The following is a 19,129-nucleotide window of genomic DNA, read 5'->3' on the forward strand; positions in this document are numbered from 1 at the left end:
ATAATTTCAGTTATTTACTACTTGCTTATGTCGGAAAGTGACAGAAGAGGGATATGTGTTCGTAGATAATGGAGAGCGATGTCTGCGACGGGCTACACCTACGCCGATTGCAAAATAAGCATTATTCAAGTAAATTAAATCGCTGTTCGCTTCTTAACTTTCTGTCAAAAGTTACTGTTGAACTACAACTATTATGTTGAGCGATCGCGCCGATTAAATAGTCGGATAAATCTGCCTTTTCCTAATGAAATTGCTGTAATGCTTGATAAACTAAAGAGCGATTTTCTAACTCAAACACTGAACATTGCAACATTAACTCTATAGTGTTGCTAATTTCTTCCTTACTAAATTCATAGGGCTTTCCCCGTAAAACCCAAACCAACTCACAAAGAACTATATTTGCTACAAAACATTGCTCTCGTGCTTCGATAATTTCAGCAGCTTGTTTCCACTGCTTTTCATCATCTTTTGTGAGGTAGCGCACTAAAATATTCGTATCAACTCCAATCACTTGCGCCTTCTTGGATTGCTGCTTCCATTTCTTCTAAAGTTGCACTTTTCATCGCCGGACGATGTAAAATGCCGGACAGAGTTTGAACAGGAACATTGAGTGGAATTAGTTTAACTGTCCCATTTTCATCAATGACAAAATCAACCTTACTACCTATATCAATATTAAGATAATCCCTAATTTCTTTAGGAATAATTACTTCTCCTTTGGTGGTGATGGTGACGCTAGCCATTACGTTTCCTGACATAAATTATTTACCTAAATATAACGTTTCTTGGCAGATCAACACAGCGAGCGGTATAAATAGAGTCTTTTCTCCGCGTTCCTCTGCGCTTCCCTCCGCGTCCCTCTGCGTTAAAAAACAATCTCCTCCCTCATTCTCTCTTCCAGCACATCCAATAACCCATCCACATCCTTCCCAGCTTGCTCAAAACAAATCGGTGGTGCTGGTTCCGGTGCAAACTGAATTAACTTAATTTCCCCCTTCCCAATCCCAATCATCACAACTTCCACATCCGGCTTGTGATTCTCCACAATTCCCAAAATTTCCTGAAGCCGATTATCAACCTTATTATTTAAATTCTCTATCTGCTCTTTCGGACAATAAACAAAATGCGGCGTTGGTTGCAAATCAATACCAACAGTACCCTGACTGTCACCATTTGCTAACCATAATCCCCAAAACAGCGCCGCCAATTCTTGCTGATTTGCTTTGACAAACTTATCCAACTGGCGACGCCACTTAGTATCACCTGATTCTGGTTGACTATTACCAAAAAACATAAATAATTCGTAATGAAGACACAGACAATAGGCGAAATTTATCTCAAACCTGACTGTACGCGCCAGAGGCCGGAATAAATACCGTCTTTCTCTAGCAATTGTTCATGGGTTCCCGATTCTACTAATTTCCCATGTTCCATGACATAAATGCAATCGGCATTGCGAATAGTGGAAAGACGATGAGCGATCGCAATTGTAGTTCTATCTACTGTAATCCGTTCTAGCGATCGCTGGATTGCTGCTTCTGTCTCATTATCCACCGCCGAAGTAGCTTCGTCTAAAATCAGAATGGGGGGATTCTTTAAGACTGCACGGGCGATCGCAATCCGTTGTCTTTGTCCACCAGATAACTTTTGTCCTCTTTCCCCGACGATTGTCTCATAACCTTCGGGCAATTCAATAATAAATTCGTGTGCCTCGGCTATCTTCGCCGCCGTGATGATTTCTTGCTCTGTAGTTTCAAAGCTACCATAAGCAATATTCTCTGCTACAGTGCCATGAAATAGAAAGACATCTTGACTCACCAAACCAATACAACGGCGTAAATCTTGCAAATTCAAACTTTGCAAATCAATGCCATCAACAGTAATGTTTCCAGCTTGCACTTCATATAACCGCAATAAGAGTTTGACTAAAGTGCTTTTACCAGAACCAGTAGAACCAACAATTGCAATAGTTTTCCCCGCCGGAATATCCAAAGACAGATTCTTAATTACTGGAAATCTATCTTTATAAGCAAAATAAACATTGTTAAATTGCACTTCCCCGCGTACCTCATTTACAGGTAACGCCACATCACCTGTATGAATGGCGATAGGAGTATCTAATAAATTCATGACTCGATTAGTAGAAGCCATTGCCCTTTGATATTGGTCAAAAGTTTCGCCTAATCTAGTTAAAGGCCACAGCAAGCGCTGGATTAAAAACACTAATACGCTGTAAGTACCTACAGACATGGCTCCCGAAACTGCTGCCATTCCGCCATATAAAAGTAATGCTGTAAAACCCACCAAAATCAGCATCCGAATTAACGGCACAAAAGCAGCAGAAAGAGTAATTGCTTTAGAATTACTGTGACGATAAGCGTCACTATCTAATTCCAAACGATAGGCTTCATAAGCTTCAGATGTGAAGCTTTTAATAGTAGTGATTCCGCTGATATTGTTTGACAACCGCGAATTGAGAAAACCTACTTTTTCGCGGACATCAGCGTAGCGAGGTGCAAGCAGTCGTTGATAGGCAAAAGAACCCCAGAGGATAAATGGCATCGGAGACAAAGCCATCCACGCTACACTAGGAGCCAGAATAAAGAAAGCAGCGCCAATAATTAGAACCGTTGCAGAAACTTGGATGATATCATTTGCTCCTCCATCCAAAAACCGCTCTAATTGGTTAATATCATCACTGAGGACAGACATTAAACCGCCAGTGCTGCGTTCTTCAAAATAAGCCAATTCCAGCTCTTGCAAATGTTTGTATGCATCCAAACGCAAGTCATGCTGAATATTCTGAGCCAAATTTCGCCAAAGTCGAGCGTAGGCATACTCAAAAACCGATTCTAGTATCCAAATGATGACAGTCAGGAAGGAAATAATCAAAAATTGCCCAAAGACATCCCGTACCCCTAACTGGGCAATTATGGAATCCTGTTGCTTGACTACCACATCCACCGCGATACCAATTAAACCGGGTGGTGCTAAGTCGAAAAACTTATTGAGGATAGAATAAGTAGTCGCCAGCCAAATTTGTTTACGATACTGGTGTCCATACTCAAGCAAACGTTGGAGAGGATGCGCTGAATGTTTACGCCTTCTTGATGCCCGATGAGATTTTAATACAGTAGCCACGGTTTTTTGCGATTTCGTGTGACTGATATTACCACGGAACAAAGTCTTGAGTCCTAAGTCCTGAGTCTGAAGATTGATTCAGACAGACTAGTGAGAAACTAGTAACTGAGTTTATTCAAGAGCTAGCTGGGGGGCAGGGGAGCAGAGCAGAAACTTGCAGTAAATCTTCCCCTGAAGCATCTTTCCTCTCTGCCCCTCTGCTCCTTTGCCCTAGAGCGATGCGATCAGTGTTAATAGGCCAGTATAGGTAATCGGAATGATAAGTTGTTCGCAAATCTGGTTTTAAGATTGATTTAGCATCTCCTTTTGGTAGAAAAGCCTCTGCTGAGGGAAAACTTAAAACAAGACCCCGTGCTGAAAAATCTAATTGTCATGGGACAGCTTTGGTCATTTTTGAAAATTAAAGTAATAAATATTACTCTCTTTTCTGAAATCTTTACAATATCTTGACAATATCTCAGAAAATACATCGATGCAATTCAGACAGTATATAAAGAAAATATTACTATCATAATCGCTATCTTTTTTGATGGATTGTCATTTTATAAAGATAAAAAATCAGGCTAATTTATTGAATAAATTGCTGGTCAATAGTTTCTGGTTTTTTATCATTCAATGTTTCATATTTAATCCTGAGTTTTAATTGTTATTAAAACTCAAAACTCCAACTATCAATATAATACAGTGGACATGAAAAATAAAAACATTATTTTCATTGATTCTTCGGTAATTAATTACGAATTATTACTGAAAAATTTAGTATCACAAGTAGAGGTAGCTATCCTCGATCGCTACCAAGATGGGGTAGAACAAATTACCGAAGTACTATCACAGCGCCGTGGAGTTGAAAGTGTACACATCATCTCTCATGGCTCCCCTGGTTGCCTCTACTTAGGTAACACCCAACTTAGCCTCAGCACATTGCAACGCTACGCTCAAGAACTACAAACCTGGTCTTCCCATCTCTGCGTTTCTCCATCTCTATTACTCTATGGCTGTAACGTTGCTGCTGGAGACGCTGGAGAAGAATTCATTGAGAAGTTGCACAAGTTGACAAAAGCTGGCATTGCTGCTTCTGCCAATCTCACAGGGAATGCTGCTTTAGGCGGAGACTGGAATTTGGAAATCAGTCGAGGCGAGGTGACAACTGTTCAGATATTTAAACCAGAAATATTAGAGACTTACAACTTCGTTTTAGCTTCCTTTAATGACAACTTTGCTAACCGTATTGTACTTTCTGGTAACTCAGGCAGTAGTACAGGCAATAATGTAGGAGCCACAAGCGAATCAGGCGAGTTAATTCAATCAGGAACCACCAACTCAGTCTGGTGGAGTTGGACTGCTGCCGCTTCTGGAAACGTTGTTTTTGATACTATAAATAGTGGCTTTGATACTTACCTTAGTGTTTACACAGGCAATGCTGTTAATAGTTTGAGCCTGGTTGCTGACAACGACGACAGTAATGGAACTAGTGCTAGTAAGGTGAGCTTTACAGTTACTGCTGGAACAACTTATCACATTTCTGTAGATGGCTATCAAAGTAGTACGGGTAATATTACTTTGAATTACTCTTTTACCCCTGGTGCTACCACATCTAATAATGCTCCTACACTAACTGACACTGTTGTTACCCTCAATTCAATTAATGAAGATTCGAGCGCACCTTCCGGAGCAGTGGGCACCTTAGTTTCCTCATTAGTAAGCCTTGGTGCAAACGTCAGCGACTCCAACACTGGGGCAGTAACTGGTATAGCTATTACTGCTGCGAACACCATCAGCGGTTCGTGGTGGTACAGCACTAACAATGGGCAAAACTGGTATAGCTTGGGTACAGTATCAAATAGTAGCGCCCGGTTGTTGGCGGCAGATGCTAACACCCGCGTTTATTTCCGTCCCTCCTCTAACTTCAACGGCATCATCAGCAACGCCATCACCTTTCGTGCTTGGGATCAAACTAGTGGAACAAATGGAAACTTGGCAAACACAAGTACTAATGGCGGCTCCACTGCTTTTAGTAGTACTACTGACACAGCTGCAATTACGATTAATGCTGTCAATGATGCACCTGTAGTTACACCCATTTCTTTCACCATTCCCGATAATGCTAGCAACGGCACAATTATTCGTACATTGACGGCTACGGATGTTGATAGCAACACTACTTTCTCTAACTGGACAATTGCCGGGGGGAACATAGATACAGATGGTGACGGCAATCAAGCTTTCAGTATAAATCCCAATACCGGACAGTTGGCTATCAATGATATTGATGACCTTAATCCCCAAACTAACCCTACTGTAAATCTGCAAGTCAACGTCAGTGATGGTATTGCAACCAGTACAAACGAAAACATTACTATCAAACTCGTACAGAACCCTGGTGACCTCGACCTTAACTTTGGTAATGGTGGTACGGTCACTACCAAATTTGGTTATGGCGGGCCTGCCTATAGTGTTGCAATTCAGCCGGATGGCAAAATCTTGGCAGTGGGTTATGTTTACATGGAAAACAATAACGTCAGTGCCCCTGACTTTGCTCTAGCACGCTATAATCCTGATGGCAGCTTAGATACCAGCTTTGGCAATAGTGGTACAGTTACTACTCATATAGTAGGTACTTCCAGCGATTTTGGTTATCGTGTTACTCTTCAGTCCGACGGCAAGATTATTGTTGGCGGCTATAGTTGGGGGGACAGTACCCAACCGAGCCAACCAGATTTTGCTCTCACCCGCTACAACGCTGACGGTAGCTTAGATAGCAGCTTTGGCAATGGCGGTAAAGTTATTACCAACTTTGGTGAAGACTTCGGTCATAACGTCTTACTTCAGCCGGACGGCAAGATTATTTTAGCGGGGTACATCGGCAATGGTAATCCAGATTATGTTCTATTACGCTACAACACCAATGGCAGCCTAGACACAAGCTTTGGTAATGGTGGGAAGGTAAATGGCACAAATGGCTATGCTGTTGCGATTCAGCCTGATGGTAAGATTGTAGTTGGAGGAAGAGCTTCCAATGGCAATAACAATGATTTTGCCATAACACGCTATAACACCAATGGTAGTCTCGATACGAGCTTTGGCAATAGTGGTAGAGTTCTGGCCGCGATAGGTACTTCTTTTGAGAATATCGAAAGTCTTGCAATTCAGTCAGACGGCAAAATTGTTGTTACTGGATATGTGTGGAATGTATGGAATAGTTCTAATCAAGAAGACTTTGCTATTGCCCGTTTTAATACGGACGGCACTCTAGACTCTAACTTTGGCAATGGTGGTAAAGTTATTGCTCCTCTTAGCGTTAGCACTGGTGACCGTGGTACTAGTTTGTCGATTCAGCCAAATGGCAAAATTGTTGTCGGTAGCTATGTAGAAAGCGATACTCAAAGCCTTAATCGCACTACTGTTCTATTAGCTTACAACCCTGATGGAACTTTAGATACAAGCTTTGGCACAGCTGGTAAGGTTACAACTTCGCTTAAGAGTAAATATGATGAGACTCATGTCCTTGCAACTCAATCAGATGGGAAGATTGTTGTTGTAGGTAATGTCAATGGCTACTTTGCAGTAGCACGTTTCCTCGGTGTTTCTAACGAAGTACCAACTGCGCCTGCGAATACAGCACCTGCGTTATCTGATACTATTGTTACCCTAAGCGCAGTCAATGAAAATGCAGGCGCACCCTCCGGAGCAGTTGGAACTTTAATATCTTCCATAGTTAGTATAAATAGTAATATTACTGACCCCAATAGTGGCGGTTTAACAGGTATAGCCATTACTGCCGCTAACACTACTAACGGTACTTGGTGGTACAGCACTAACAGTGGTACAGTCTGGAATCCTTTAGGGCCGGTTTCTGAAAGTAGCGCTCGTTTGCTAGTAGCAGATGCTTATAGCCGCATTTACTTCCAGCCCAATGCTAATTTTAATGGTGATATTGCTAACGCTATTACCTTCCGAGCTTGGGATAGAACTAGTGGTCTCAATGGTAATCTTGCCGACACCACAAGCAACGGTGGTACAACTGCCTTTAGTAACGCCACGGACACCGCCTTGCTCACAGTCAAATCGATTGCTCCTGTTTATCATCAACTCGCACTGAGCGACTTTAGTCAAGACTGGTCAAACACAAGTTTAATTACCACTGATGATGATTGGCTGAACATACCCAGCATCAGAGGATTTCGAGGCGATAATTTAGTCAGCAGTGTTGGCGTTGACCCACAAACAGTGCTTGCTGATGGTTCTGCAACTCCGATTGATGTTAATGCAAATCAGACCAATCCCAGTACCTACGCAAATGCTGGTGTGGCGGAGTTTGTCTATGAAAGCAACCCAACTATTGCCCTGCGAGGTTCATCAACAGCTACAGCACCGCACTTGGTATTTTATTTAAACGCTACAGGGCGTCAGAATGTCCAGTTAAATTTCACGCTCAAAGACATTGACACCTCAACACGCAATGCAATTCAACCTCTTGCCGTCCAGTATCGCATTGGTAATACAGGGGATTTCATCAATCTGCCAGCAGGTTTCGTCTCTGATGCTTCCAATAACGCCACAACACCCTATTCCTACGATGCACGAGAAGCACGCTTAAGCGTTTTGTTACCACCGGAAGTTAACAATCAAGCACAAGTGCAAATTCGCTTGATTACAACTGATGCCAATGGGGAAGATGAGTGGATTGGTATTGATAATATCAAGGTTACGAGTACAGCGATTAGCGCTAATCAAGCACCGGTGGCAACAAACGATAGCTATTTGGTATCAGAAAATACCTTATTTAGTACTGCCGCTGCTACTACAGCGCTGATTTTAGATAGCGATCGCGGTAACTATATCGGTCAAAGCGATTATTATAGCTATACTCCGCTCACAGGTAATTTTGGAGCCTCACGCGCCTACTCAACAAACACCAGTAGCAATAACGCGATACGAATTACCTACAGCGAACCTGGAAGTGGCGGCAAGTGGTGGGATCTTTCATTTGCAGCTCCATTTAACGCCCCACTCACAACAGGTACAACATACACAGGTGCAGCGCGTTTCCCATTCCAAGCGACTAATCAGCCTGGTTTAGACGTAAGTGGTGATGGACGCGGATATAACAGTTTGACTGGTGAATTTACTATCAATCAAATTATTTATGGTGTTGATAGCCAAATTGTCAGCTTTGATGCCACATTCCGAGAAAATGGCGATGGCGATCCTATAAACGAAAGCTATCGGGGACGAATACAATACAATGCAACAACTGGGAATCGACTTCCTGGTGTCCTGACAAATGACACCGATAGCGAGAAAACACTTCTAAAAGCAACTTTGGTGTCCGGGACGCAAAATGGGAGCTTAATTTTCAATCCTGATGGTTCTTTTAACTACACGCCTAACACTGGCTTCAAAGGCATTGATACCTTTACTTATCGAGCAGGCGATCGCATTGCTGATTCTAATATTGCCACGGTCACTTTGAAAGTTGGTGTGAGTGATGCTCCAATAATCAGCAGTTGGCCGGGATATGCTGCTAATTATACAGAAAACGCTGCTGCCATTTTGATTACAGAATCTTATGTCAAAGTTACAGACCCAGATTCTGTTAACTTCGACAATGGCAAATTGACTGTTCGCATCAAAAACGGTGTTAGCATTGATGACCGTCTTGCGATCCGTAACGAAGGCACTAACATTACTCAAATTAACCTCAACGGCAACATCATCAAGTACGGTACTCTGCAAATCGGTACTTTCTCTGGAGGTATTGGCACTGAAGATTTGGTAATTGGCTTGAATGCCAATGCAACACCCTTTGCCATCGAAGCTTTAGTGCGGAATATTACTTACGTTAATGTATCTGAAAGCCCCTCAACCACTCCTCGGACTATTGAAGTTGTCCTCACAGATGGTGATGGTGGTATTAGTAGTGCGGTGACTAGAACAATTAATGTTACTGCTGTTAATGATACCCCAACTATTTCTGATTTACCTAGTGTTACTGTCAATGAAGATGCTTCAGTCACAATTCCTGGCATTGCGATTAATGATGTTGACGCCGGAAATTCGCTTCTTAGCGTTATTCTCACAGCAACCAAAGGTACAGTTACAATAAAAAGTGATGTAGTCGGTGGTTTAACCTCAACCAGTATAAACAACAACAGTAGCAGTAATGTCACTCTCACTGGTACTGTTAGTCAAATTAATGCCACCCTCGCTGATATTGCTGGACTGACTTACAAAGGTAACGCCAATATCAATGGTACTGATAGCCTTAGTATTGTTGTGAACGATGGAAATACAGGGGGAAGCACTTCTAAAAAGCTGCTACTTACTATTAACTCAGTGAATGATGCTCCTGCGATCGCCGCAGGCCAAAGTTTTAGCATTAATGAAAGTATTGCCAATGGTACGGTGGTTGGCACCATAGCTGCAACAGATGTGGATGGCAGCACATTTTCTAACTGGACAATTATTAATGGTAACTTGGATAGCGATCGCGATGGTCAGGTTGGCTTTAATATCAACTCCAGCACTGGAGAAATTACTGTCAACGATAGCGACGACCTCGACTTTGAAACTAACCCCACTTTTGAGTTGCAAGTTACTGTTAGCGACGGCATTAGCACTAGCAGCGTAGAAACTGTCACAGTTAGACTTCAAGATGTCAGCGAAAATACTTTATTTGGTACGCGTTCAGCTGATACCCTGACGGGAAGCGTAGCTGATGATATCATCTTCGGCTACGAAGGTGGCGATCGCCTTTATGGAGAAACAGGCAAAGACAACATTTATGGTGGTGCTGGCAATGACTCTCTCTATGGTGGTACGGGTAATGATATCCTTGACGGTGGCGATGCCAATGACTATCTCTATGGTGGTGACGGCAACGATACCTTGTTCGGTGGTTCTGGCAATGACACCTTGGATGGAGGTTTAGGAGATGATAGCTTGATTGGTGGAATCGGTAATGACATTTACACTGTAGACAGCATCAGCGACTCTATTCTTGAATCCGTCAATGCAGGCACAGATTTAGTCAAGTCTTCGGTAAGTTGGTTGTTAACAGATAACCTAGAAAACTTGACCCTGACTGGAAGTAGAGCAATTAATGGTATTGGTAACAACCTTAATAACATCATCATAGGAAATACTGCTGCTAACACCTTGAATGGATCTGATGGCAACGATAGTCTAATTGGTGGTGACGGCAATGACACCTTATTCGGCGGTTCTGGCAATGACACCCTGGATGGAGGTGTGGGAATAGATAATCTCAATGGTGGAGTCAGTGATGACATTTACACTGTAGACAACCTAAGCGATACGATTACTGAAGGCCTAGATGCAGGTACAGATTTAGTTAAGTCTTCCGTCAGTTGGGTTTTAGCAGATAACATAGAAAACTTGATCCTAACTGGAAGTGGGGTAATCAATGGTACTGGTAACAGTCTCAATAATATCCTGACTGGAAATACTGGCGCTAACATCTTGAATGGAGTTGATGGCAACGACAGCCTTATTGGTAGTTCAGGCAATGACACCTTGTTCGGCGGTGCAGGCGATGACACTTTGGATGGAGGTGCAGGGACTGACAATCTTAATGGTGGAGTTGGCAATGACATTTACATTGTAGACAACCTGAACGATAGTATTACTGAAGACTTAGATGCAGCCACTGATTTAGTCAAGTCTTCGGTTAGTTGGGTGTTGGGAAATAACCTGGAAAACTTGACCTTGATTGGAACCGGAGCAATCAATGGTATTGGCAACAGCCAGAATAACATCCTGACTGGAAACACTGGTGTTAACACGTTGAATGGAGTTGATGGTAATGATAGCCTAATTGGTGGTACTGGCAATGACACCTTGTTCGGTGGTGTAGGCGATGATCTACTAAGTGGTGGAACTGGTAAAGATGTATTGACTGGTGGAATTGGTCGAGATAGCTTCTACCTGACTGATACACGCATTGGAGGCTATGATATTATTGCTGATTTTACTGTTGGAGATGATACTATCTTTGTTTCCAAGGCAGAATTTGGACTTAGCCAATCTCAAAATACTTCTCTTGAGGCTAGCTTATTTCGACTTGGTGCTAATGCTGTAACAGCAAGCGATCGCTTCATCTACAATCAAACTACAGGCAACCTATTCTTTGATAAAGATGGACTTGGTGGTACAGCACAAGTTCAAATAGCCCAATTCTCGAATCAGGCAATTATTACTCATGCAAATATTACTGTGATTGCCTAATGAAAACTATATTGTCTACTCTCAGAATGAGGGAGAGGAACAAATCTGTTTTCATAAAAGCGCTATGTGATTGCCGCTTGTGAATACTTAGTGGAAAAATTTACATTAGACCTCTTGCAAAAATATATTTTTGCACTTTTAGGGGAAAGGGTAAATGCCAAACTTAAGCCAAACCTGCCACTTGCCTAGATATCCGTTCCAGTAAGGCTCACCATCAGCAACGCTATCGGCGTTGCTGACTGTGGAGACTAGCTCGCTGTAGAACTGACCGGCACTTTCAATCCCCTGGCATAATTTTAACTTCAAGCCTTTCCACCCCTGAACAGCCTCATCTAAATCCAAAGTAGGTAGAGAGAGATTCTTGAAATAGGATGCTGTATGCAGTGATGGGATTTGCCCCAGCAACTAGCATGAGGATAGCACCGACGATGAGAGCGGAGGCGATGCCTACGGCAGGCTGCACCAACGCAATTAGCGGTGATAGGATTGGTAACAGGAATTTTATGCGATTAGTTGCGATCGTTAGGTTTGGAGATATGATTTCCTATGCAGTTCATTAACTCCTCAAAGCTGAATTCAAATTGAACAATTTATAAATATCATTTTCAGTTTTAAATTTTGTTCTAACTGTTCTGCTGATTTTGAATCGCTGTAATTTCATCAGACGTTAAAGTTACAACCTTTCCTTCTCTCATAATACTAATCGATTGACCAAGTTTACGATGTCGTTCTATTGCTGCTGCAATTGCTGCTTTGACTCCAGCATCAATTTTACAATGTAACTTTTTCATCTCTTCTTCAGTCATTTAATACCTCTAGAATTTGGTTCCAAGTCTTATTTATATAAATAAGAGGCTGTTGATGAATAATGCGTTCAGCAACGAAAGAAATATACAAAATTGCCGCACCGCGATCGCGTTCTGTTAAGATTCGAGACTGGACGGCTATTGTCGCCCCCACATCTAACCCTCTTGTGGGTTGCATAGCGATAATTAAAGCTGGTGTTTGCGCCAGTTCTCGCGCTAACACCACTTTTTGTTGATTTCCTCCCGAAAGCTGACTTACCTTGATATCAATCCCATTCGCCCGAATGTCAAACTCTTGCATTGCAGCTTGGGCACGATTAGCGATCGCTATTTTAAACCCTTTAGCACCACCCGTTGTTGTCGCTGTTGGTGTCGTCGGATTACTGCAAGCTTGCAGCAGTAAGCTGGTAGTAAACCCTCCTGAACCCAGCAAGATAAATTCACGCCGACTAAAGTTTGTTGTCATACCTCGCCTTCAGATAGCTATTTGAGTTATTTCAACACTCTCAAGTCGGAGGTGGTGCTTTGGAAACAATTTCTGTAGGATTTTTTAAAATTGCATTTTATGCAGTTTTAGCATTTTCATCAGATGCTTGTTCTGCAACATTTTTCAAGCGGCTCGATCTGATTTTGCGGGTGCGATCGCTATAGCGAACACCACCCGCCATCCCATATTCGCGGCTGTCTTTGCCGTACTTGATCGCAACCACCATCAGCATTTTTTCAGAAAGCTGACTCAAGTTTTTTTCCATCTCTTCAATTTCAGTTTTAGAAGAGTCAACCACAGACAGAGCAGTATTATAAACATCAATTTTGCTGCGTAACTGGTCGATTGACTCAACTAATTTTTCTAGACTATAATCTTCATCAAATTTGACGCTTGGAACAATCGATTTTAGTCCGGCGGATCTTAACTGAGCTTTTTCTAAAACACGGGATGTGCGTTTTTTACGAGACATAAAATTACTCCTTTAAGATGCTCTTAGAGCTAGCTTGCCTCAATTAAACTGCGTTCCGGTTCAGTAAACCTCGCAATTTTTTTTACTAAAGTTTTTGATTTATAACAGTAATTTTTCGGAACTTAATTACTAAATGTAGGTATTTATAAGCTCCCATAAGTTCTGTAGCTGCTCCCGTAAGTTATGTAGCAGCTTCCATAAGTTGTGTAGCTACTCCCATAAGTTGTGTAGCTACTCCCATAAGTTCTGTAGCAGCTCCCATAAGTTCTGTAGCAGCTCCCGTAAGTTCTGTAGCAGCTCCCGTAAGTTCTGTAGCTGCTTCCATAAGTTGCGAAGCTGCTCCCATAAGTTGGGGAGTGCGTAGGGAAAAATCTTGTAAGCGATCGCTTTATTCTGTAAGAAAGACCGATATAGGCGATCGCAGTCTGTAGAAAGTCATTATTAAACGAGGTTAGAATTTTCAAAATCACTCAAGATTTCTTCTGGTAAAGGATCGTTGAAATCTGGTGCAATAAACACTTTACCTTTATCTAAGCCTGGAATGCGAGGAGAACTGGTATTCATAAGAGCAACTAAACGTGCAACTGGAATCCCCTGTTCAGCAATCACGACTTCTTCACCGAGCAATACCTGACTCAGAAGTTCACTAAATTTGGCAGTTGCTTGGGCGACGTTGACAGTAATAGTCATCTGCCTTGGTAATTAATTTCTAATATTCTTTACGATAACACTGGATGCTTTGGCGATGCCTACGGCGGTAAACTACGCAGTTTATGGAAAAGCGATCGCGAGTATTCTGTAGAAAATGATCGATATAAGCGATGCCTACGGCAGTAAACTACGCAGTTTGTGAGAGATAGTGCGATCGCTTATTGTGGAAGGGCGATTGCCATTATCATACGAAGTTAGAACTTTCAAAATCACTCAAAATTTCTATGGTAGTGTGGACTCGGTTCAGCAAAATAAGAATACTTCATGCGCCGAGACTCGATATTTTACAAACTATTTCAACAATCTCCCACGTTATTATTTGAATTATTGACCAATCCGCCAACAAATGCTAATGCCTATCGATTTGACTCAGTAGCAGTTAAAGAACCGAAATTTGAAATTGACGGCGTATTCCTCCCACCAGAAAATGCAGGTGCAGGAGTAGTGTATTTTTGTGAAGTCCAATTCCAAAAAGATGAACAGCTTTACGAAAGAGTATTTGCTGAGTCCTCACTATATTTTTACCGCAACCGTGAGAGATTTAGCGATTGGCAAGTAGTCATAATTTACCCATCTCGCAGTCTGGAACAAAGCCAGATTTATCCCCATCGCTCATTGCTCAATGGCGGACAAGTGCATCGAATATATTTAGATGAATTAGGGGATATTCGTACCTTACCTTTATGGGTAGCGCTGATGGTATTAACGACAATTAACGAAGAACAAGCACCAGAACAAGCCAGATATTTATTAACTAGAACTCGGCAAGAAGTATCATCACCCACAAGTCGCGCCATAATAGAGATGATTACGACAATTATGGTGTACAAGTTTGAGCAATTAAGTAGAAGCGAGGTAGAGTCGATGCTGGGAATCACACTCAAGGAAACGCGAGTTTATCGGGAAATTAAGGAAGAAGGGCGCGAGGAAGCAACAGTGAATTTAGTTATGCGACAGCTAAAAAAGCGATTTGGCGAACTGACTCCAGAAATGCGTTCTGCCATCACTGGTTTACCTTTACCTGTTCTGGAAGACTTGAGTGAAGCATTGTTAGATTTTACCAGTGTGGCTGATTTACAGTCGTGGTTAGCAGAACGATAAGTCCACTCTTCTGTAGGTGCTGCTAAAATAGAAGCGATCGCATTGCTTAACTTTTAGATAGTCGCTTACATCTATAGTTTAACGATGAGCAACTGCAATGCCGAAAAGTAATATCATGAACACCGCCAAACTCAGCACTGATGGCATTCACCAAGTTGTTATTTTACCGGAAGATTTTCAACTCACTGGCACAGAAGTCTATATCAAAAAAATTGGTAACGCTATTGTTCTCATTGCCAAAGATAACCCCTGGCAATCTCTCATCGACAGTCTAGACAATTTCTCTGATGATTTTATGATTAATTGCGATCGCTCAATCATCGACACCAGAGAGAATTGGGTTGAGTAGTTGTAAAAGGCGATCGCACTTCGCTTAAAACTATAGATATTGCATCCCCTTATACCAATTGACCAAAATCAGGCTACAGAGGCAAGTTAAATCTAACTCTCTTAAATTACGAATTACGAATTACGAATTACAAATTATTTCCACCATCGCGCCACATCCTGAATAGCACGGGCAAGTTCTGCCGTTGCTGCTTGACCACCTAATGCAAAGATAACTGGAAATAATACCTTGATATCTTGCAGTAAATTAGGGCGAGTGCGAAGGCACAACTTATCAAGTGTATCTTGCCAGAGAGGAAAAAGTTTGGCATTTGGCATTTGTGACAGACCGGAAGCTAATGCACTCAGGGCTAGGGCACGATATTCCTCATCCTGAATTGCCATAGCAGCTTCGAGTGCTTCTGGCAACAACTCTGGCAGTTTGTTGGCTAATGCATTCAGGGCATCGGCGCGATATCTCTCATCCTGAATTGCCCTGGTGGCTTCGAGTGCTTGTAGCAACAACTCTGGTGGCAGTTTGTCGGCTAATGCACTCAGGGCATCGGCGCGATATCTCTCATCCTGAATTGCCTTGGCGGCTTCGAGTGCTTCTGGCAACAACTCTGGCAGTTTGTCGGCTAATGCACTCAGGGTATCGGCTATGGCGCGAGATGTCTCAAACTGAATTGCCCTGGCGGCTTCGAGTGCTTGTGGCAACAACTCTAGTGGCAGTTTGTCGGCTAATGCACTCAGGGCATCGGCTAGGGCGCGAGATGTCTCAGACTGAATTGCCTTGGCGGCTTCGAGTGCTTGTAGCAACAACTCTGGCAGTTTGTCAGTTAATACAATCAGGGCATCGGCGCGAGATGTCTTAGACTGAATTGCCCTGGCGGCAGAGAGTGCTTCTGGCAACAACTCTGGTGGCAGTTTGTCAGCTAATGCACTCAGGGCATTGGCGCGATACCTCTCATTCAAAATCCCCAGCGCTGCCTCTAGAGCTTCTGGCAACAACTCTGGCAGTTTGTCGGCCAATGCACTCAAGGCATCGGCGCGATATCTTTCATCCTGAATTGCCCTGGCGGCAAAGAGTGCCTTTTGCAGTGCTAAGTCTTGAAGATTTGGTGGCAAATAGGCGACTAGTTTTGTCAGCGAATTAATTTTCTGATTAGGATTTGGGTTTTGTAGAGCGTAAGCCAGTCCTTGTTCAGGAGTCCAGAAATTGTTTTTAACTAGTGCAACCAGCAGTTCTGCTGGTAAATTAGCTGCCAGACTATTAAGAGATGCAGTAATCAAAGCATAGCGACACTGCCAACCCACCACTTGCGGCAAGGTTGCTTCAGTCCAATTTGCTTTTGCTAGTTCCCAAGCACGAGCAACATCTGTGATGTAACCGCCAGTTTGTGCCAATTGTTCTCGCGCTTCATACCAGCCATTGCTTCCAGTTGCAGACTCTTCCCGCAATAACTGGTGAATCTCTTCAAACTGTCCAGCCTTTTCCAAATGCCAAACTAAACGCTGATGAATGTAACCATCATCGAGTAAAGTATGCCATAAACCATTCTGTGTTTTCTGCCGATACTTCTTTAAAAAAGCAGCGTGAACATCAGCAAGGTTTAAACCCAACCCAGCCAAATCTCCTGGGCGCTTTGGCACAGAGGGAGCAGTTAACAAATTACAAGCTAAATCGTGGAATAAGTCATGTAAGCGATAGGTAGGCATACCATCAGCAAGCGGTACTCCTGTTAATAGCAATGCTTTATTCCGTAAATATTGCAACATCTTGGCAGCATCACGCTTATCCATTTGCCACAGCGTTGCCGCCATCATCTTATTAATGTTGACATCCTCCGGCAATACCCCTAACCAAGAGAAATGCTGCTGCTTTTCTGGTGGCATTCTCTTGACACTCAAATTTAATGATGCGGTTAAACTCAGGCGTTTTAAACTAGCCTCATCAGTAATTTCTTCGGTTTCCGGTCGGTCAAAACTTGTTAATCTGGCTACTTCTTGCTGAATATCCGCCAACAGTTCATTCCAAGTCGTACCACAGGCAACTTCGGCAGCTGCAAGTTCCAATGCTAGGGGAAGATAACCAACGCCTTTGGCTAAATTTTCTGCTGAGTGACGTTCTGTGCTTGTAATCTCGCGTCTTAATTTCTTCGTCAGCAATTCCATTGCCTGGTCTGGTTTCATGATATACAGGCTGTAGGTGTTGGCTGCTAAGGCATCGGCAATGTGACCTTCACGAGTAGTTACTAAAACTTGACAACGCGCCCCACCAACATTAAAAGCTTGTGCATTTTCGGTATTCCAAGCATCGTCCACCACCAGCAACACAGCCTTGTCGTAAAGCAGAGTCCGCAAATGCATAGAAGTTGCTTCTACACTTGTAGGTTTAAAGCTATAGTCTCCTAATGCTTGCACCCAGCCACTAAGTAAAGCCAGCACATTGGGTTGTTGACCTAATGTTGCCCAAAGAATGCCATCACAAAAACGAGATTGTATCTCTACATCATGAGCTAAAGCCGCAGCTAAAGTAGATTTGCCCACCGAACCCAAACCGTGAATTGCAGTAATTACCAAAGTGCGACTATCAGACGATGAACCATTTAAAAGACGAGTCTTTAAATCATCGCTGTATTCTGGGCGTTCTACAAAGTATGTAGGTAAAGGTGGCGCTTGAAATATACTTGTGTGACCTAACCCCCTAACCCCCTTTTCTACAAGAGAATGGGAAAAATTCAAAGCCTCTCTCCCTGTGGGGGAGAGGTTTGGAGAGGGGTTATTTAATTTCGATTTCTCTGGTCTACTACTTTCCCAAGCTTCATCAAATTGTTTTAAGTTCTTTTCCCTATCTCTTGACCATAGCTTGAGTGTAAAGTGCCATTCGTCAACACCCTTGGTTTGCAGACGGTTATCTTCCAGAATCTTCAAGAAATCCTTCAGCAAATTCAGCGCTTCTCGAATTTGCGTTTTAGTTAACTTGCCAGGATATTTATCTTTTTGGGTCAGCAACTCCAATGTTACCAACGTAGTCTGCACAGTCAGCTTGGGGTTAGCGCTGTCTGCTTCTTTCCAGTCGAACTCAATTTTAAAGTTAGCGTCCTCAAATTCTCTATCGGCAAAACAAAGCAACGCCTCTAGCAGACGCTTGACTCGCTTTTGAATTTGAGGCCCATAGGTAATTCGTGGCATTACATCCAAAAAATTGAGTAAGAAATTTGGGGCTACCCCAGATTGAAACTACCACCCCAAACTCATGTAATCCAGATTCTAAGGCATTTTCAGCAAGATTAGGGTATTTGCATCAGGGCACAACCCCAAAGAGAACCTGTATTTAACAACTCTTTGGGGTACAAACAAATGCAAATTAAGCGTCATATTCTCAGTAAAACCATTGCTTTGTTGCTGGCAATGCAACTATTCTTGATTGGTTTACAAGCTAAAAGCCGAATCGAGCAAGATAACTCATCCATTGAGGCGTTAATTTGGATGACTCAACAATATATTTCAGTGCTGGTTAAAATTCGTAGCTTGCAGGATAAAAGGGAGAAAAACGATTCTCCAAAGCTCAAAAGTAAAAGATGAAATGGTAGGGTGTGTTAAGCAGAGGCGATGCCTACGGTGGTCACTGAGCCTGTCGAAGTGCGGTAAACTACGCAGTTTATCAGAGATAGTAGCGTGTTGTGGAAGTGCGATCCAAACAAGAAAAACCCCATCCCATCAAAGTTACGCTTTGTCTCATATCTTCGCAAGCAAAGAAGGGGTGTACAATGTCTAAGTTAATTTTGATAGCTTGTAGTAAGCACTTTAGTGCTTAAAATAATCAGGACTAAA

General features: G+C 42.6%; 14 protein-coding genes and 2 pseudogenes. 4 read left to right on the top strand and 12 right to left on the bottom strand.

The features are described 5' to 3' along the window. Nucleotides 1-241: 241 nt before the first annotated feature. The 4 genes from RMZ95_RS31440 to RMZ95_RS31455 form a co-directional block, all read right to left on the bottom strand. Entirely contained in the window at nucleotides 242-511 is a 270-nt protein-coding gene (locus RMZ95_RS31440; protein WP_409884265.1) for a PIN domain-containing protein, read from the bottom strand. Further along, nucleotides 498-743 (bottom strand): AbrB/MazE/SpoVT family DNA-binding domain-containing protein, encoded by a 246-nt coding sequence (locus RMZ95_RS31445; protein ID WP_322684272.1) that lies wholly within the window; start codon nucleotides 741-743, stop codon nucleotides 498-500. The genes RMZ95_RS31440 and RMZ95_RS31445 overlap by 14 nt, the downstream gene beginning before the upstream one ends. A gap of 122 nt (nucleotides 744-865) precedes the next feature. Continuing rightward, nucleotides 866-1,294: a hypothetical protein gene (locus RMZ95_RS31450; protein ID WP_289795916.1), complete on the bottom strand. Its 429-nt coding sequence runs from the start codon at nucleotides 1,292-1,294 to the stop codon at nucleotides 866-868. A gap of 38 nt (nucleotides 1,295-1,332) precedes the next feature. Then, nucleotides 1,333-3,141, bottom strand: coding sequence for an ABC transporter ATP-binding protein (locus tag RMZ95_RS31455; RefSeq protein ID WP_322684268.1), 1,809 nt, complete (start codon nucleotides 3,139-3,141; stop codon nucleotides 1,333-1,335). A gap of 690 nt (nucleotides 3,142-3,831) precedes the next feature. Here RMZ95_RS31455 and RMZ95_RS31460 point away from each other — a divergent pair. After that, entirely contained in the window at nucleotides 3,832-11,388 is a 7,557-nt protein-coding gene (locus RMZ95_RS31460; RefSeq protein ID WP_322684267.1) for a DUF4347 domain-containing protein, read from the top strand. A gap of 138 nt (nucleotides 11,389-11,526) precedes the next feature. Here RMZ95_RS31460 and RMZ95_RS31465 read toward each other — a convergent pair whose 3' ends face one another. The 7 genes and pseudogenes from RMZ95_RS31465 to RMZ95_RS31495 form a co-directional block, all read right to left on the bottom strand. Next, nucleotides 11,527-11,694, bottom strand: coding sequence for a hypothetical protein (locus RMZ95_RS31465; protein ID WP_322684266.1), 168 nt, complete (start codon nucleotides 11,692-11,694; stop codon nucleotides 11,527-11,529). A 28-nt stretch (nucleotides 11,695-11,722) separates the two neighbouring features. After that, nucleotides 11,723-11,893, bottom strand: a pseudogene (locus tag RMZ95_RS31470) (ABC transporter permease); the annotation flags it as partial. 118 nt (nucleotides 11,894-12,011) lie between these two features. Next, the gene (locus RMZ95_RS31475) at nucleotides 12,012-12,194 is read right to left on the bottom strand and encodes a hypothetical protein (RefSeq protein WP_322684265.1); all 183 of its coding nucleotides are present in this window, start codon (nucleotides 12,192-12,194) and stop codon (nucleotides 12,012-12,014) included. 58 nt (nucleotides 12,195-12,252) lie between these two features. Further along, nucleotides 12,253-12,522: pseudogene (locus RMZ95_RS31480) on the bottom strand (ATP-binding cassette domain-containing protein); the annotation flags it as partial. 235 nt (nucleotides 12,523-12,757) lie between these two features. Further along, complete coding sequence (locus RMZ95_RS31485; protein WP_322684264.1) at nucleotides 12,758-13,153, bottom strand: hypothetical protein; 396 nt, start codon at nucleotides 13,151-13,153, stop codon at nucleotides 12,758-12,760. Nucleotides 13,154-13,334: 181 nt separating this feature from the next. Then, complete coding sequence (locus tag RMZ95_RS31490) at nucleotides 13,335-13,478, bottom strand: hypothetical protein (protein ID WP_409884270.1); 144 nt, start codon at nucleotides 13,476-13,478, stop codon at nucleotides 13,335-13,337. A 116-nt stretch (nucleotides 13,479-13,594) separates the two neighbouring features. Continuing rightward, complete coding sequence (locus RMZ95_RS31495; protein WP_322684262.1) at nucleotides 13,595-13,843, bottom strand: type II toxin-antitoxin system Phd/YefM family antitoxin; 249 nt, start codon at nucleotides 13,841-13,843, stop codon at nucleotides 13,595-13,597. A 285-nt stretch (nucleotides 13,844-14,128) separates the two neighbouring features. Between RMZ95_RS31495 and RMZ95_RS31500 the strand changes: the two genes are divergently transcribed. Continuing rightward, entirely contained in the window at nucleotides 14,129-14,965 is an 837-nt protein-coding gene (locus tag RMZ95_RS31500) for an Rpn family recombination-promoting nuclease/putative transposase (RefSeq protein ID WP_322684261.1), read from the top strand. Between the two features lie 115 nt (nucleotides 14,966-15,080). Next, nucleotides 15,081-15,314 carry an AbrB/MazE/SpoVT family DNA-binding domain-containing protein gene (locus RMZ95_RS31505; RefSeq protein WP_322684271.1) on the top strand — a complete coding sequence of 78 codons (234 nt, stop codon included), beginning with the start codon at nucleotides 15,081-15,083 and terminating at the stop codon, nucleotides 15,312-15,314. A gap of 134 nt (nucleotides 15,315-15,448) precedes the next feature. Here the strand turns inward: RMZ95_RS31505 and RMZ95_RS31510 are convergent, their stop codons facing one another. Then, on the bottom strand, nucleotides 15,449-18,487 hold the full coding sequence (locus tag RMZ95_RS31510) for an NB-ARC domain-containing protein (RefSeq protein WP_322684260.1): 3,039 nt from the start codon (nucleotides 18,485-18,487) through the stop codon (nucleotides 15,449-15,451). Between the two features lie 168 nt (nucleotides 18,488-18,655). On the opposite strand from RMZ95_RS31510, the gene RMZ95_RS31515 reads away from it, so the two are divergent. After that, complete coding sequence (locus RMZ95_RS31515) at nucleotides 18,656-18,880, top strand: hypothetical protein (RefSeq protein WP_322684259.1); 225 nt, start codon at nucleotides 18,656-18,658, stop codon at nucleotides 18,878-18,880. Nucleotides 18,881-19,129: the final 249 nt, after the last annotated feature.

The organism is Nostoc sp. DedQUE07, from assembly GCF_034530975.2.
Classification (GTDB): domain Bacteria; phylum Cyanobacteriota; class Cyanobacteriia; order Cyanobacteriales; family Nostocaceae; genus Nostoc.

What these genes read in the sequence shown, in the direction of transcription:
- RMZ95_RS31445 (WP_322684272.1), bottom strand. Translation starts at nt 743, where the DNA reads ATGGCTAGCGTCACCATCACCACCAAAGGAGAAGTAATTATTCCTAAA.
- RMZ95_RS31450 (WP_289795916.1), bottom strand. Translation starts at nt 1,294, where the DNA reads ATGTTTTTTGGTAATAGTCAACCAGAATCAGGTGATACTAAGTGGCGT.
- RMZ95_RS31460 (WP_322684267.1), top strand. Translation starts at nt 3,832, where the DNA reads ATGAAAAATAAAAACATTATTTTCATTGATTCTTCGGTAATTAATTAC.
- RMZ95_RS31475 (WP_322684265.1), bottom strand. Translation starts at nt 12,194, where the DNA reads ATGACTGAAGAAGAGATGAAAAAGTTACATTGTAAAATTGATGCTGGA.
- RMZ95_RS31485 (WP_322684264.1), bottom strand. Translation starts at nt 13,153, where the DNA reads ATGTCTCGTAAAAAACGCACATCCCGTGTTTTAGAAAAAGCTCAGTTA.
- RMZ95_RS31490 (WP_409884270.1), bottom strand. Translation starts at nt 13,478, where the DNA reads ATGGAAGCAGCTACAGAACTTACGGGAGCTGCTACAGAACTTACGGGA.
- RMZ95_RS31495 (WP_322684262.1), bottom strand. Translation starts at nt 13,843, where the DNA reads ATGACTATTACTGTCAACGTCGCCCAAGCAACTGCCAAATTTAGTGAA.
- RMZ95_RS31500 (WP_322684261.1), top strand. Translation starts at nt 14,129, where the DNA reads ATGCGCCGAGACTCGATATTTTACAAACTATTTCAACAATCTCCCACG.
- RMZ95_RS31505 (WP_322684271.1), top strand. Translation starts at nt 15,081, where the DNA reads ATGAACACCGCCAAACTCAGCACTGATGGCATTCACCAAGTTGTTATT.
- RMZ95_RS31510 (WP_322684260.1), bottom strand. Translation starts at nt 18,487, where the DNA reads ATGCCACGAATTACCTATGGGCCTCAAATTCAAAAGCGAGTCAAGCGT.
- RMZ95_RS31515 (WP_322684259.1), top strand. Translation starts at nt 18,656, where the DNA reads ATGCAAATTAAGCGTCATATTCTCAGTAAAACCATTGCTTTGTTGCTG.